Source organism: Leisingera sp. ANG-Vp, from assembly GCF_000813725.1.
Classification (GTDB): domain Bacteria; phylum Pseudomonadota; class Alphaproteobacteria; order Rhodobacterales; family Rhodobacteraceae; genus Leisingera.
On record NZ_JWLD01000004.1, the window covers coordinates 1 to 12,730 of the forward strand.

Here is a 12,730-nt window from a genome sequence, read left to right on the forward strand (position 1 = left end):
GGGGGCGGTCTGGCGCAAACCCCGCCGCCAGCATCCTCCCTCCCGCCCCCGGCCGCGGTCGGCAGGCTGAACCGCAAGGAATTCCACCCTATGCCAATTGAAGCCGTCGTTTTTGACATAGGCCGCGTGCTGATTGAATGGGAGCCGGAACGATTCTACGACAGCCGCATAGGTGAAGCCCGCCGCAAACAGCTGTTTGCCGAAGTTCCGCTGCACCCCGTCAATCTGGAGATCGACCGCGGCGCCCCCTTTCACGCCTCCATCTACGCCCTGGCTGAGCAGCATCCGCAGTGGAGCCAGCAAATCCGCTGGTGGCACGATTGCTGGCTGCAGATGGTTCCGCAGGAAATACAGCATTCTGTCCGTCTGATGAGGGCCCTGCAGAACAAGGGGGTTCCGGTCTTTGCGCTTAGCAATTTCGGCGCTGAAACCTTTGAAACCGCCTGCGATGCCTATCCTTTCCTGCGTGGTTTTGACCACACATTCGTCTCCGCGCATTTGAAAACGGTCAAGCCAGAACCGGAAATCTATGCCATTCTGGAACGCGAAACCGGGGTAGTGCCGGACAGGCTTCTATTCACCGACGACCGCCCCGAGAACATCGATGCCGCGCAAGCACGCGGCTGGCAGACCCATCTGTTCACCAGCCCCGCTCCGTTTGCCGCGCGGCTGGTGCAGGAGGGGCTGCTGACACAAAAAGAGGCCGCCTGAGACGGTCCGCAGCGGAGGTTTAAGCGCAAGATATGAGCATTCCATTCATCGGGTTCGAAGAGGGCGAGGCATTGCTGGATTGGGTCAGCTTTGCCGATGCCCTGGCCGCCAGCCATCAGCTTCCCAAGGCGGAAATCGGCGACACGTTCCTCTACCGCGATCCCGACACGCTGCTCAGCCGCTCGGCCTGGATCGATGGGCTGGGGATCGCGGTCAAGACCGCCAACATCTTCCCGCGCAACCCGGATGCGGGCAAACCGATGATCAACGGCTCGGTCTGCCTTTACTCAGATCTGGACGGCACGCCCGAGGCACTGGTGGATTTCCACCTGGTGACCAAATGGAAGACTGCGGGCGACAGCCTGCTTGGTGCTCTCAGGCTGGCCGATCCGCAGGCCCGCGGGATTCTGATCGTCGGGGCCGGCACTGTCGGCGCCTCGCTGATCGAAGCCTTTGGCGCCGGTTTTCCGCAGGCGCAAATCCGGGTCTGGAACCGCACCTTTTCGAAAGCCGAAGACCTCTGCCGGCAGCACCCCGCCGCCAAACCTGCGCCGGACCTGGAAAGCGCTGTACGCGCTGCCGATATCATCGTCACCTGCACCATGTCCTCAAACCCGGTGATCAAGGGCGAGTGGCTGCGCCCCGGCCAGCACCTCAACATGATCGGCGCCTACCGCCCCGACATGCGCGAGGCCGACGATGAAGCCCTGCGCCGCGCGCAAATCTACTGCGACAGTTTCGACACCACCCTGGATCACATCGGTGAATTCAAGATCCCGCTCGCCGAAGGCACAATCCGGCGCAGCGATGTGCTGGCAGATTATTACAGCCTGGAAAGCTTCCCTGCCTTCGACTCCGCGCAGATCACCCTGTTCAAAAACGGCGGCGGCGCCCATCTCGACCTGATGACCAGCCACCATATCCTGCAAAAGTGGAAGGCAAAGCAATGAGCTGGTTTGTGTTGCTGAGTGCCGTTGTTCTGATCCTGATCTTTGCTCCCCTGCTGCGGGAACGCTTGCGCAAACCAATGGACGCCAAGGCGCGGCAGACCGCGCCTGGAGAGTTCGCGCAGCTCTCCGGCGGTCTCACCCATTACCGCTGGAGCGGCCCTTTGCGCGGGCCTGTTGCAGTTTGCGTGCACGGGCTGACCACGCCTTCCTTTGTCTGGGACGGGGTTGCCAAGGGTCTGGCCGCCATGGGCTACAGGGTGCTGAGCTACGACCTCTACGGACGCGGCTACTCGGACCGCCCTGCAGGCCTGCAGGACCGGGCCTTCTTCCTTGCCCAGCTGGAAGAGCTGCTGGAGGATCAGAAGGTGGGCGAAGACTTCACCCTGATCGGCTATTCCATGGGCGGCGCCATCGCCACCGCCTTCGCCTCGGCCCACCCGGAGCGTGTGCGGGAGATCATCCTGCTGGCGCCTGCAGGCTTCGGCAGCAGCCCGGACCGGCTGACCCGGGCCGTCCGCCAACTGCCGGGCGTCGGCGACTGGCTGATGCAGGCAGTCTACCCCGTGCTGCACATCCGCGGCACCAATGCGGAACGCAAACTGCCCAGCTCGGTCCCCGGCATCGCCGGCCTGCAGCAGCAGGAACTGGCCTACCGCGGCTTCATCCCGGCAGTCCTGGCCTCGCTGCGCGGCATCCTGAATGAGGACTTCACCGCCGACCACCGCCGCCTGCACCAGGCCGGCGTGCCGGTGCTGGCGGTCTGGGGCCAGGAGGACACAGTGATCCCGCCGAACACGGCCGGGCGAATCGCCGAACATGCCCGTTCCATCCGCCAGGAAGAAATCGCAGGCGCCGGCCACGGCCTTCCCTACACCCATACCGACCAGGTGCTGGAGATCATCTCAAGAAACCACCGCCGCGGCCTGAACTGAGCCTCAGGTCAAAGCACAGTTTCTGCTTCTTTCTGGTCCTAAATACCCCGGGGTCCGGGGCAGCGCCCCGGCTTCCCGGACCGCCGCAAACCCTGCCGCCGCCGTTATGCCGCCGCCACCCGCAGCGGCCGCTCCTTCACCGGCAGATGCACAATCGCGCTGAATGCGCCCACCGCCACGCCGATCCACCAGACAAAAGTGTAATCGCCATAAGCGTCATACATCCGCCCGCCGAGCCACACGCCCAGGAAGCTGCCCAGCTGGTGGCTGAAGAACACGATGCCGTAAAGCGTCCCCATGTAGCGCAGCCCGTAGATATGCGCGACCAGACCTGATGTCAGCGGCACCGTCGCCAGCCACAGCGAGCCCATCACAATCGAGAACACGATGACGCTGAGCGGCGTGATCGGTACCATGATAAAGGCCGCCGCCGCCAGCGTCCGCCCGGTATAGATCGCCGCCAGCAGGTATTTCTTGGAATAGCGCTTGCCCAGATACCCCGCCAGCAGCGTGCCGCCGACATTGGCCGCGCCGATCAGCGAGATCGCAACCGCTCCCAAGGCCGAGGTCGAGGTGATCCCCATGGAATAAAGCGCCCCGCCCGGCTGGATCGGCCCGCACATCTCAGTGACAAAAGCCGGGAAATGCGCGGTGACAAAGGCCAGCTGGTAGCCGCAGCTGAAGAAGCCGAGGAAGATCAGCGTGTAAGAGGGATCCTTGAACGCCTTCATCAGGATCGCGCCCATGCTCTCTTCCAGCTCTGCCTTGCTGGCGGCCTCTGGCGCGCGCATCAGCGGCAACAGCGCAATCAGCGCTAGCACAACGCCCGCAAACACAAGGAAAATCGTCTGCCAGGGCAGGAAGCCCAGCATCCATTCCGCCGTCGGCGCACCGAAGATCTGGCCAGCGGATCCCGCCGCGGTGACAATCGCCAGCGACATTGACCGGTTCTCGTCGGAACTCGCCCGCCCCACAACCGCCAGCACCACGCCAAACCCGGTGCCCGCAATGCCAAAGCCGACCAGCCACTCGTAAGACTGCATCTCAAACGGCGTCGTCGACCAGGCGCTCAGCACCAGGCCCGCGGCATAGACGATGGCCCCCATGATGATCGCCTTGCGGTCGCCGATCTTCTCGGCAATGGCGCCGAAAATCGGCTGCCCAATGCCCCAGGCCAGGTTCTGGATCGCAATCGCCAGCGAAAACTCGGAACGCAGCCAGCCGAACTCCTCGGCAATCGGGATCTGGAACACGCCAAAGGAGGCGCGCACCGCAAAGCTCACCATGATGATGATGCAGCCGACGATCAGAACGGGGGTAAACAGCGGCGCGGAACGGTCCATGGCGTCTCTCCTGGCAAGTCCGGCAACCCTCAAGGATATCGGGGCCGGCGTCAAATCAGGAATTCTGGGCGCACCATTAAGAAATTTTGATGTATCTCTGCCGCTTTTGCGCAGCAGACTCTTCCTGCGCTAATCCTTTGCTCCGCTCCTGGCAGTGCTTTCCATCCCCCGCGCCCCGCGCTATCCCTTGGCCATGACCCATTTGAGCACGCTGTACCGGCAGAAGATCGACGCGGGCGAATTGAAGCCCGACCCGGCCCAGGAAGCCGTCCTTCCCCATTTCGACCGTATCGCCGAAGGCCTCAAGGCGCCGCCGGTGAAACGCGGCTTCTTCCGGCGGGCGGAATTTGAGCAGGTCAAAGGGCTTTACCTCTGGGGCGGGGTCGGGCGCGGCAAGTCGATGCTGATGGACCTGTTCGTGGACAGCCTGAAAGACATCCCCTCGCGCCGGGTGCATTTCCACGCCTTCATGCAGGAAATCCACGTGCAGATGCATGAGGCGCGCCAGAACGAGGTTGAGGACGCGCTGGCCCCGGTGGCCAAGGCGGTTGCCGAGTCCGTGCGTCTGCTGGCCTTTGACGAAATGCAGATCACCGACATCACTGACGCGATGATCGTCGGCCGCCTGTTCGAGGCGCTGTTCGAGGCCGGGGTCACCGTGATCACCACTTCCAACCGGGTGCCGGATGATCTTTATAAGAACGGGCTGAACCGGCAGCTGTTCCTGCCCTTCATCGACCTGATCAAGGCGCAGATGGATGTGCATGAAATGATCAGCCCCATCGACTACCGCCAGCACCGGCTGACCGGTGCTCAGGTCTATTTTGCCCCCGTCGATGCAGAGGCCCGCGCGCAGATCCGCGCGATCTGGCAGGACCTTTCAGGCGGCCCGGCACAGCCGCTGACGCTGGAGGTGAAGGGCCGCGAAGTGACCCTGCCCGCCTTCCGCAACGGCGTCGCGCGGGCCAGCTTTTATGACCTATGCGGCAAGATGCTGGGGCCGGGCGACTATCTGGCCATCGCTGGGGAGGTGAAGGTGCTGGTGCTGGAAGACATCCCGCGCCTCAGCCGCAACAACTTCAACGAGGCCAAGCGGTTTGTGACCTTGATCGACGCATTGTACGAGGCCCGGGTGCGGCTGATCTGTTCAGCGGCGGCGCAGCCCGAAATGCTCTATGTCGAGGGCGAAGGCACGTTTGAGTTCGAACGCACCGCCTCGCGCCTGCGCGAGATGCAGGACAAGGATTGGGGACAGACGGGGTAAGGGGCTCTGCCCCCTCGGCCTTTGGCCTCACCCCCGGGTATTTCGGACCAGAAAGAAGCTGGAGGCGCGCCGCGTCAGCGGCGCCGGGCCCAACCAGCGGGGACCGTCAGGTCCCAAGCGGGCGGGAGCGCCCCCGGCGCCAGAGGGCTCAGCCGTTTTCGCGCAGGATATGGCCCGCCAGATAAAGCGAACCGCAAATCAGAATCCGGGCCTGCGGGTCCTTTGCAAGGATGGCCTCCAGGGCCTCTTGGGTGTTTTCCGCTGTTGCGGCTTCGATGCCAACAGTCTTGGCAGCAGCTTCGGTGTCTTCGGCACTCAGCGTGTTGATCTCGTCCGGGATCGAGATCGCGGTGAGGCTGGCAACCTGCGGCGCCAGCGGAGCCATGTAGCCCGTCACATCCTTGGTGTTGAGCATGCCGCAGATCAGATGCGTGGGGCGTTTGGGCAATTTCGCCAGCACATCCGCCAAAGCGATGCCGGCCGCCGCGTTATGGCCGCCGTCGAGCCAAAGCTCCGCCTCGCCTGCCGCCTCAACCAGCGGGCCGGTCTTCAGGCGCTGCATGCGTGCGGGCCATTCGGCATTTTTCATCGCCGCTGCGCAGGCAGCCTCGTCAGCGCCCAGGTGACGCAGGGCAGCCAATGCTGCGCCGGCGTTCTGGATCTGATGCGCGCCCAGCAACGCGGGCAGCGGCAGATCAAGCAGGCCGTTTTCGTCCTGGAACACCAGGCGGCCGTGCTCTTCGTGCACATGCCAGTGCTGGCCATAGGCAATCACCGGCGCGCCGAGGCGGGCAGCGGTGGCCTCGATGACTTCCATCGCCTCTTCCGGCTGCGGTCCGACCACAACCGGCACGCCGCGCTTGATGATGCCTGCTTTTTCGCCAGCGATCTTGGCCAGCGTGTCACCCAGGAACTGCTCGTGGTCGATCGAAACCGGCGTGATCACCGACAGCTCAGGCGTAATCACGTTTGTCGCATCCAGTCGGCCGCCCAGCCCCACCTCCAGCAGCGTGTAATCCGCTTGGCTGCGGGCAAAGGCCAAGAGGCCTGCAACTGTCGTGATCTCGAAATAGGTGATGTTTTCACCTTTGTTGGCAGCGTAGCACTCATCCAGGATTTCGGTGAGATGCGCCTCGGAGATCAGCTCCCCTGCCAGCCGGATCCGCTCGTGGAACCGCGCCAGATGCGGCGAGGTATAGGCGTGCACAGATTTGCCCATGCCTTCCAGCCCCGCGCGGATCATCGCCTGAGTCGAGCCCTTGCCATTGGTGCCGGCCAGATGGATCACCGGCGGCAATTTTTTCTGCGGGTTGTCCAGCGCCTCCAGCAGCCGCCAGACACGGTCCAGGGTCAGGTCGATGATCTTGGGGTGCAGCGCCATCATGCGGGCGAGGATCGCGTCGGAGGTCTGTGTCATGGCAGGCTCTCTGGCAACAGGGGTCTCAGGGTCTTTAATATGCAAACGTCCCGCCCTGTGAGGAGGCGGGACGCGCGCTGCCCGGCCTTCGGCCAGGCATGGTTATTTAATCGAAGTTACTCGGCAGCTTCTTCACTAGGAACGCCATCGGCCGGCGCATTTGCGGCCTTGGCTGCCTCTTCTTCCGGAGAAGGCAGGTCGCCCACCACCTGCGGCGGCAGGCCCATCAGCATGCGGGTGATCCTGATCAGTTCTTCACGCATCTCGGTGCGCGGGGTCACCCGGTCGAGCATGCCGTGGTCCAGCAGGTACTCGGCGCGCTGGAAACCCTCCGGCAGCTTCTCGCGGATGGTCTGTTCGATCACCCGCGGGCCGGCAAAGCAGATCAGCGCGTTTGGTTCAGAGATGTGGACATCGCCCAGCATCGCATAGGAGGCGGTCACCCCGCCGGTGGTCGGATGGGTGAGCACCACGATATAGGGCAGGCCAGCCTCTTTCAGCATCTGCACCGCCACGGTGGTGCGCGGCATCTGCATCAGCGACAGGATGCCTTCCTGCATGCGGGCGCCGCCGGCGGCGGAAAACAGGACCAGCGGGCGGCCCAGCTTCACGGCTTCCTCGGCCGCGGCAATGATGGCATTGCCCACGAACATGCCCATCGAGCCGCCCATGTAGGAAAAGTCCTGCGCGGCGGCGATGATCGGGGTACGGCCGATTTCGCCGGCAGCCACCAGCATCGCCTCTTTCTCGCCGGTTTTCTTCTGCGCCGCCTTCACGCGGTCGGGGTATTTCTTCTGGTCCTTGAACTTCAGCGGATCGGCCAGCGGCTCGGGGATGGCCACCTCGGTGAAGACGCCGCCGTCAAACAGCGCGGTGAAACGGTCGCGCGGCGAGATATGCATGTGATGGCCGCAGCTGGTGCAGACGTTCTGATTGTCGCTCAGTTCGCGGTGGAACAGCATGGTGCCGCATTCGCTGCACTTCTGCCAAAGGTTCTCGGGCACTTCGCGGCGCGAAAAGATCGAGTTGATCTTGGGCCGGACGTAGTTGGTGATCCAGTTCATATTGCTTGCCTCTCCGGGGGCGCGGTTTGCCCCCCAGATAAGGCGCATTTGCCGCAATTGCAATCAGCGGCGTATGGCAAGCCGTGCTGCAAGCCAGCTGACCAGCATCAGGGCAAAGTCAACCGCCATCCACGGGCGCAGGGCCTGCACATCTGCCATATCAAAGGGAATGAGGTAAAGCGCCAGCCCGTTCAGGCTGGTGGGCGAGGCAAACAGCAAAAGCGCGGTGACATTGTTGAAGAAATGCACCGCCATGGCAGGGCCAAGGGTGCCCGCCCGCGCGGTCAGGTCCGCCATCAGCAGCCCGAAGGTCCCGGCCCAAAGCGCAATCGGCAGTGCATTCCCGCCGGCCTCGGACGGCAGGTAGTGCCCCAATGCAAACAGGGCCGAAGGCGCCAGCAGCCACACTGCAGGGTGCCGGAACCGCGCCGCCAGCGCCTGCTGGATGTAGCCGCGGAACAGGATTTCCTCTGAACCGGTCTGCACCAGCACACCTGCCACCGCCAGAGGCAGAATTCCAAACCAGGTCCAGAACGGCAGATTCGGGGTCATCGGCGGCCCCATGCTGTAGGGCGGCAGCGCCATCAGCAGCAGCATCAGGCCCAGCAGATAGACGCTGACCTGGCCAAATTGCCAGACCAGCGGCTTCAGATGGCCGGTCACGGTGGCAAAGCTGCGCTGGTGGAACAGGCGGGCGGCCATGGCGACCCCTAGCGACAGAAAGGCAAAACTGCCCAGGAGCACCAGCATTGCACCCGGATTGCTGCCATCAGCGAGGCCCTGCAGCCAGGCGCCGGGGAACAGGCCGGCCAATGTCACCTGCAGCGCAGCCGTCATCGCAAAACTGACTGAGGCGACCAGCAGCAGCCCCAGCAGCAGCCGCCACAGCTCCGGCCGTGCCCGGGCAAAACGCACCAAGGCCTCATGCGCCCTGTAGCCGTGCCCGTACTGCATGCTGCTCTCCCGGTTTTTGGCCGCCAAATCCCGGCCACGTTATGCATTGCTGCAACGCCATGGCAAGGCATGCGGCTGCAGCTTCTGTTCACACTTGCCGCAGCCACAGCTGCCTCATATTGAATTTGAAAACAAAAACACAGGCAGGGCCAGCAGTGAACAGGACAAACGGCGGAAAACCCGCGCTTTTTCCGCCAGCCAGCGAAACAGCGCCCAGGCTTGGGCGCCTCGCCAGGGCTGGCGCAGCTGCATTGGCCGCATTGGCACTGGCCGCCTGCAGCCAGACGCCCGGACCGGTCAAGGGCCTCTCCTTTGCAGCCCGTGACCCGGGGCCCGCGCCCAAGTTCAGCGGCCAGGTGATGTCCTTTGCCGGCGGCGATGTGCTGCTGGCAGCCCCCCAGAGCTATTGTTTTGACCGCCGCAGCAGCCAAGCTGACAGTGACGGCGGCTTTGCCCTGATCGCCATGTGCAGCAGGCTGGACCGGCGCAACTGGTTCGGCGCCCGCAAAGCGGCCGTGCTGACCGCCTCAATCGGCCCCGCCGCCCAGGATGCTGCCGCCCCGCAAGCCCAGGACATCCTGGCGATGTTCCCGGAGGCCAAGCTGCTGGAAACCCGCGAGGATCAGTTGCTGCCGCTGGTCAAGCTGGAGGTTGCCGGTGCCGTCGCCGAAGGGGCCAGCCCGGTTCATTGGCGCGGCGCCTTTGTACTCGACCGCCACCTGATCGCATTGGCGCTTTATGCGCCCGAAGGCAGCCGGGCGCTTGGCAGCCAGGGCGCGGCGCTGCTGAATGAAGTCACCCACCGCTCGCTGGAGGCCTCGGCGCTGCCGGATCTGGAGGCGGCGGGCGCTGTCCTGCCCAAAGGTCCGAAACAGTCGCTGCGCCCGCTGGCCCGGCCCGCGGCGCCCGAAACAGCAGCGGATGCATCCGCGCCAGGTAAAATCACCGGCTGAGCCGGGCGATTGCCGGTTTATTTCAACAGCCGCCAGCGGTTAGACTGCCGCCAGCGCCCGCTGCAGAAAGCACGGGCAAAGACAGGCAACGGAACAAGAACAGCGCAAGAGGGAGCACGATGGGCAGGATCATGGACCGGCTGATGCACCTGCGCAGCCTGCGCCGCTGGCGCGCGGCGGCCGAGGACTCGGCGCGCGCACCCTTGTCCGAGCTGCGCCGTCAGCGCAATCAGGCCCGGCAGCTGCGCACGCATCTCGACCGTCTGATCCACACCGCCGACGGCCGCCTGGCGCTGCCGCAGATCGGCTCTTCCTTCTTTCCGCGCCCGCATGGCACCGACTGGTCCTGGCGCCCGGAGCTGTGGCGCGGGCCGCTGCCCGAGCGCGGGCTGTCCTCGGTGCCGGCAAAGGCCCGGCTGGGAGAAGAAGTCCAGCTGTTTCACGACTGCGAATTCTCCGAACTCACCCTGCGCCAGCTCAGGAACACCCGCGAAGAGGATCTGGCACCGTTCGGCCTGCGCATGGATGTGTTCAAATTCGACGGCTCATTCCTGTCGCTGGTGGTGGACCTGCCGCCGGCAGCCGCCAGCGGCATGACCCGTCAGCACCTGCTGCGCATCGACAGCATTATCGAATCCGAAAAACCGATCGAGATCTTCGCCCGCCTGAACATCCAGCACGGCCCCAACACCGAGCAAATCGTGCGCGAGCTGCCAATGGATGAAAAGAACATCGTGGTGGAGTTCGACCTCGCCTATTCCAAGCTGAACGAGAAACGGATCGAGAAAATCTGGCTGGATCTGATTTTCGAGGCGCCGGACCTGAACCAGATCATCCTGCGCGATCTGACTTTCTCGCGCCACCGCCGCGCGGCGATCTGAGGAGCCCTGCCCCATGAGCGACCTGACACTGACCAAAATCCGCTTCCGCAACGGCATCTGGGAAGGCCAGATCAGCAATGCGCCTGCCAGCGGCGCACGGCCGGATATCACGGTGATGTTCCAGGATCAGCCGGTTCAGGACGTGAAGCTGCACGAAGGCCAGTCGGGCGGCGAATGGACGGTCTCGGTGCCGGTGCCCGCGGAAGCGGTGGCTGACGGGGTGCAGACCTTTGTGATTTTTGACGGCGCCAGCAGCACCCGCCTGGGCGACTTCACCCTGATCGCGGGCGAGGCGGTGGCGGACGACCTGCGCGCCGAAGTCGAGCTGCTGCGCGCCGAGCTGGACATGCTCAAACGCGCCTTCCGCCGCCACTGCCTGGAGACGACCTGAGCCTTATTCCAAGAACTGGAAGTGCTCTGCCAGAACCTGCATCAGTTTCGCATGCGGGATCGGCCCGTAGCTGCAGCGTGCCACACCGGCCTGCCGGGCGGTTTCCAGCGTGATGCCGCGCATCATCGTGTTGACCGGCAGGGAACTGGCTTCGCAGACCTTGGCGATCAGATCCGGGTCGGTCAGGCCGGGGATGAAGAAACCGCTGGCCCCGGCTTCGGCATAGGCCGCACCGCGCTCCAAGGCTTCGCTGATCAGCGATCCATGTTGCGAGGCATCTTTTTCCTTCAGAAACAGATCTGTGCGTGCGTTGACAAAGATGTCCGCATGGGCCGCCCGCACCGCAGCCACCCGTGCAGCCTGTTCTTCAATGCTGTAAAAGCCGTCACCGCCAACCACCTGATCTTCGAAATTGAGCCCCGCCGCGCCGGTTTCTGCCAGCCGTTTCACATTGGCGGTCAGCTGTTCAGGTTCACGGGCATAACCGCCCTCGAAATCAATCGTTACCGGCAGATCCGTGGCCGCAATGATGCGCTCTGCATTGCCCAGAACAAAGTCCAGCGGGATCTTCTCGCCGTCCGGAAACCCCTGTGCCGCAGCCACCGGGTAGCTGCCGGTTGCCAGCGCCCGGGCGCCTGCCCCGGCAATCGCCTTGGCACTGCCCGCATCCCAGATGTTGTAAAGAACCAACGGGTTGCCGGGCTGGTGCAGCGCCGCAAAATCTGCCGCGCGGTCTGAATATGTCATGCAGAAATCCTCTGTTTGTAGCCTGTTTCAATCTCGATCAGCCGCTGCTTGCGCCAAAGGCCGCCGCCATAGCCGGTGAGCGACCCATCGGCGGCAAGCACCCGGTGGCAAGGCACCACCAGGGCAAGCTGGTTGGAGCCATTGGCCCGTGCCACTGCCCGCGTGGCCGAGGCCCGGCCCAGCTCGCGCGCGATTTGCGAATAGCTGCGGGTCTCGCCCGCCGGGATGGTCAGCAGATAGCGCCAGACCTCGCGTTCAAACCCGGTGCCGTGCAGCGCCAGCGGGGTCTGGAACTCCGCCCCCTCGCCGGCAAAGAACCGGCGCAGCTCATCGGCAATCTGCTCTGTCGGCGCCGGGCGGCCAAAGCCCAAGCCGCCGGGCTGCGCCTTTTGCAGCTTGGCCACCTCGCGGGGCAGCGCCTTGCGGTCGGCAAACTCCAAGAGGTGCAGCTGATGCCGGCAACTGATGGCGATCATCGCGCCCAAAGGCGTGTCGATCCAATCCGCCAGCAGCAGCGCATCCTTGCGGAAGGCGCCCGGGGCAATTCCCACCAGCTTGGCAAAGGCCGCGCGGAAGGCGCTGGCACTTTCAAACCCGGCATCGATTTGCGCCGCAATCACCGGCTCGCCGGCCTTCAGCGCGGTGAACCCCTCGCGCAGGCGGCGCTGGCGGGCCATCTCCAGGAAGGTCATGCCGAAATGCCGCTTGAAGGCGCGGCGCACGGTCGAAGGCTCCAGCCCCATCCGCACCAGGTCCCCCTCGCCCCAGCGGTAGGCGGGCCGTTCCTCCAGCCGCGCCAGCAGGTCCTGCACCATCGGGTCGTCCCCGGCAGCGGCGGCCAGCGGCTTGCAGCGCTTGCAGGCCCGGAACCCCGCCTCGATGCATTCGCCGGGGGTGGCATAGAACCGGCAGTTTTCAAACTTGGGATTGCGCGCCGGGCAGGTCAGCCGGCAGAAGATGCCGGTGGAGGTGACGCCCACATAGGCGCGCCCCTCATATGCATCATCACGGGTGATCAGCGCTTGGTACAGCGTCTGGGAATCAGGCAGGTCAAACATCATGAGGCGAGCTTAGACCAGCAATACCCGCCAATGCGCCGAAGATCGGGCGTTGATGTTCAAAA

General features: G+C 64.2%; 13 protein-coding genes. 7 read left to right on the forward strand and 6 right to left on the reverse strand.

What is annotated here, in order from left to right; translation table 11 throughout:
- The first annotated feature begins 90 nt into the window (after positions 1 to 90).
- The 3 genes from RA20_RS02060 to RA20_RS02070 are packed head-to-tail and all read left to right on the forward strand — an operon-like array spanning position 91 to position 2,593.
- A complete protein-coding gene (locus tag RA20_RS02060) occupies positions 91 to 711 on the forward strand; it encodes an HAD family hydrolase (protein WP_039124213.1) in 621 nt (206 codons plus the stop codon).
- 32 nt (positions 712 to 743) lie between these two features.
- The gene (locus tag RA20_RS02065; protein ID WP_039124144.1) at positions 744 to 1,661 is read left to right on the forward strand and encodes an ornithine cyclodeaminase family protein; all 918 of its coding nucleotides are present in this window, start codon (positions 744 to 746) and stop codon (positions 1,659 to 1,661) included.
- On the forward strand, positions 1,658 to 2,593 hold the full coding sequence (locus RA20_RS02070; RefSeq protein ID WP_039124146.1) for an alpha/beta fold hydrolase: 936 nt from the start codon (positions 1,658 to 1,660) through the stop codon (positions 2,591 to 2,593). The genes RA20_RS02065 and RA20_RS02070 overlap by 4 nt, the downstream gene beginning before the upstream one ends.
- Positions 2,594 to 2,697: 104 nt before the next feature.
- Here the strand turns inward: RA20_RS02070 and RA20_RS02075 are convergent, their stop codons facing one another.
- The gene (locus RA20_RS02075; protein ID WP_039124148.1) at positions 2,698 to 3,936 is read right to left on the reverse strand and encodes an MFS transporter; all 1,239 of its coding nucleotides are present in this window, start codon (positions 3,934 to 3,936) and stop codon (positions 2,698 to 2,700) included.
- Positions 3,937 to 4,129: 193 nt separating this feature from the next.
- On the opposite strand from RA20_RS02075, the gene zapE reads away from it, so the two are divergent.
- Positions 4,130 to 5,200, forward strand: a complete 1,071-nt coding sequence (gene zapE / locus RA20_RS02080) for a cell division protein ZapE (protein ID WP_039124215.1) — start codon at positions 4,130 to 4,132, stop codon at positions 5,198 to 5,200.
- A gap of 148 nt (positions 5,201 to 5,348) precedes the next feature.
- On the opposite strand, the gene RA20_RS02085 is transcribed toward zapE, so the two are convergent.
- From RA20_RS02085 to RA20_RS02095, 3 genes are all read right to left on the reverse strand, one after another.
- Positions 5,349 to 6,617 carry a bifunctional folylpolyglutamate synthase/dihydrofolate synthase gene (locus RA20_RS02085; protein WP_039124149.1) on the reverse strand — a complete coding sequence of 423 codons (1,269 nt, stop codon included), beginning with the start codon at positions 6,615 to 6,617 and terminating at the stop codon, positions 5,349 to 5,351.
- A 116-nt stretch (positions 6,618 to 6,733) separates the two neighbouring features.
- Positions 6,734 to 7,681 (reverse strand): acetyl-CoA carboxylase, carboxyltransferase subunit beta, encoded by a 948-nt coding sequence (accD, locus tag RA20_RS02090; protein ID WP_039124151.1) that lies wholly within the window; start codon positions 7,679 to 7,681, stop codon positions 6,734 to 6,736.
- Positions 7,682 to 7,744: 63 nt separating this feature from the next.
- The gene (locus RA20_RS02095) at positions 7,745 to 8,635 is read right to left on the reverse strand and encodes a CPBP family intramembrane glutamic endopeptidase (RefSeq protein WP_039124153.1); all 891 of its coding nucleotides are present in this window, start codon (positions 8,633 to 8,635) and stop codon (positions 7,745 to 7,747) included.
- A 251-nt stretch (positions 8,636 to 8,886) separates the two neighbouring features.
- On the opposite strand from RA20_RS02095, the gene RA20_RS02100 reads away from it, so the two are divergent.
- The 3 genes from RA20_RS02100 (at position 8,887) to RA20_RS02110 (ending at position 10,860) form a co-directional block, all read left to right on the forward strand.
- Complete coding sequence (locus RA20_RS02100) at positions 8,887 to 9,588, forward strand: hypothetical protein (protein WP_241482196.1); 702 nt, start codon at positions 8,887 to 8,889, stop codon at positions 9,586 to 9,588.
- 119 nt (positions 9,589 to 9,707) lie between these two features.
- Positions 9,708 to 10,469 carry a DUF6478 family protein gene (locus tag RA20_RS02105; RefSeq protein ID WP_039124158.1) on the forward strand — a complete coding sequence of 254 codons (762 nt, stop codon included), beginning with the start codon at positions 9,708 to 9,710 and terminating at the stop codon, positions 10,467 to 10,469.
- Positions 10,470 to 10,482: 13 nt separating this feature from the next.
- Positions 10,483 to 10,860: a hypothetical protein gene (locus tag RA20_RS02110; protein WP_039124160.1), complete on the forward strand. Its 378-nt coding sequence runs from the start codon at positions 10,483 to 10,485 to the stop codon at positions 10,858 to 10,860.
- Positions 10,861 to 10,863: 3 nt separating this feature from the next.
- On the opposite strand, the gene RA20_RS02115 is transcribed toward RA20_RS02110, so the two are convergent.
- Positions 10,864 to 11,607 (reverse strand): isocitrate lyase/PEP mutase family protein, encoded by a 744-nt coding sequence (locus RA20_RS02115; protein WP_039124162.1) that lies wholly within the window; start codon positions 11,605 to 11,607, stop codon positions 10,864 to 10,866.
- Entirely contained in the window at positions 11,604 to 12,668 is a 1,065-nt protein-coding gene (locus tag RA20_RS02120; protein WP_039124164.1) for a bifunctional transcriptional activator/DNA repair enzyme AdaA, read from the reverse strand. The genes RA20_RS02115 and RA20_RS02120 overlap by 4 nt, the downstream gene beginning before the upstream one ends.
- Positions 12,669 to 12,730 lie beyond the last annotated feature (62 nt).

Excerpts from the sequence above, each read along its gene's own strand:
- RA20_RS02065 (WP_039124144.1), top strand. The coding sequence starts at position 744 with ATGAGCATTCCATTCATCGGGTTCGAAGAGGGCGAGGCATTGCTGGAT.
- RA20_RS02120 (WP_039124164.1), bottom strand. The coding sequence starts at position 12,668 with ATGATGTTTGACCTGCCTGATTCCCAGACGCTGTACCAAGCGCTGATC.
- RA20_RS02095 (WP_039124153.1), bottom strand. The coding sequence starts at position 8,635 with ATGCAGTACGGGCACGGCTACAGGGCGCATGAGGCCTTGGTGCGTTTT.
- RA20_RS02060 (WP_039124213.1), top strand. The coding sequence starts at position 91 with ATGCCAATTGAAGCCGTCGTTTTTGACATAGGCCGCGTGCTGATTGAA.
- RA20_RS02110 (WP_039124160.1), top strand. The coding sequence starts at position 10,483 with ATGAGCGACCTGACACTGACCAAAATCCGCTTCCGCAACGGCATCTGG.
- RA20_RS02115 (WP_039124162.1), bottom strand. The coding sequence starts at position 11,607 with ATGACATATTCAGACCGCGCGGCAGATTTTGCGGCGCTGCACCAGCCC.
- RA20_RS02105 (WP_039124158.1), top strand. The coding sequence starts at position 9,708 with ATGGGCAGGATCATGGACCGGCTGATGCACCTGCGCAGCCTGCGCCGC.
- zapE (WP_039124215.1), top strand. The coding sequence starts at position 4,130 with ATGACCCATTTGAGCACGCTGTACCGGCAGAAGATCGACGCGGGCGAA.
- RA20_RS02070 (WP_039124146.1), top strand. The coding sequence starts at position 1,658 with ATGAGCTGGTTTGTGTTGCTGAGTGCCGTTGTTCTGATCCTGATCTTT.
- accD (WP_039124151.1), bottom strand. The coding sequence starts at position 7,681 with ATGAACTGGATCACCAACTACGTCCGGCCCAAGATCAACTCGATCTTT.
- RA20_RS02075 (WP_039124148.1), bottom strand. The coding sequence starts at position 3,936 with ATGGACCGTTCCGCGCCGCTGTTTACCCCCGTTCTGATCGTCGGCTGC.
- RA20_RS02085 (WP_039124149.1), bottom strand. The coding sequence starts at position 6,617 with ATGACACAGACCTCCGACGCGATCCTCGCCCGCATGATGGCGCTGCAC.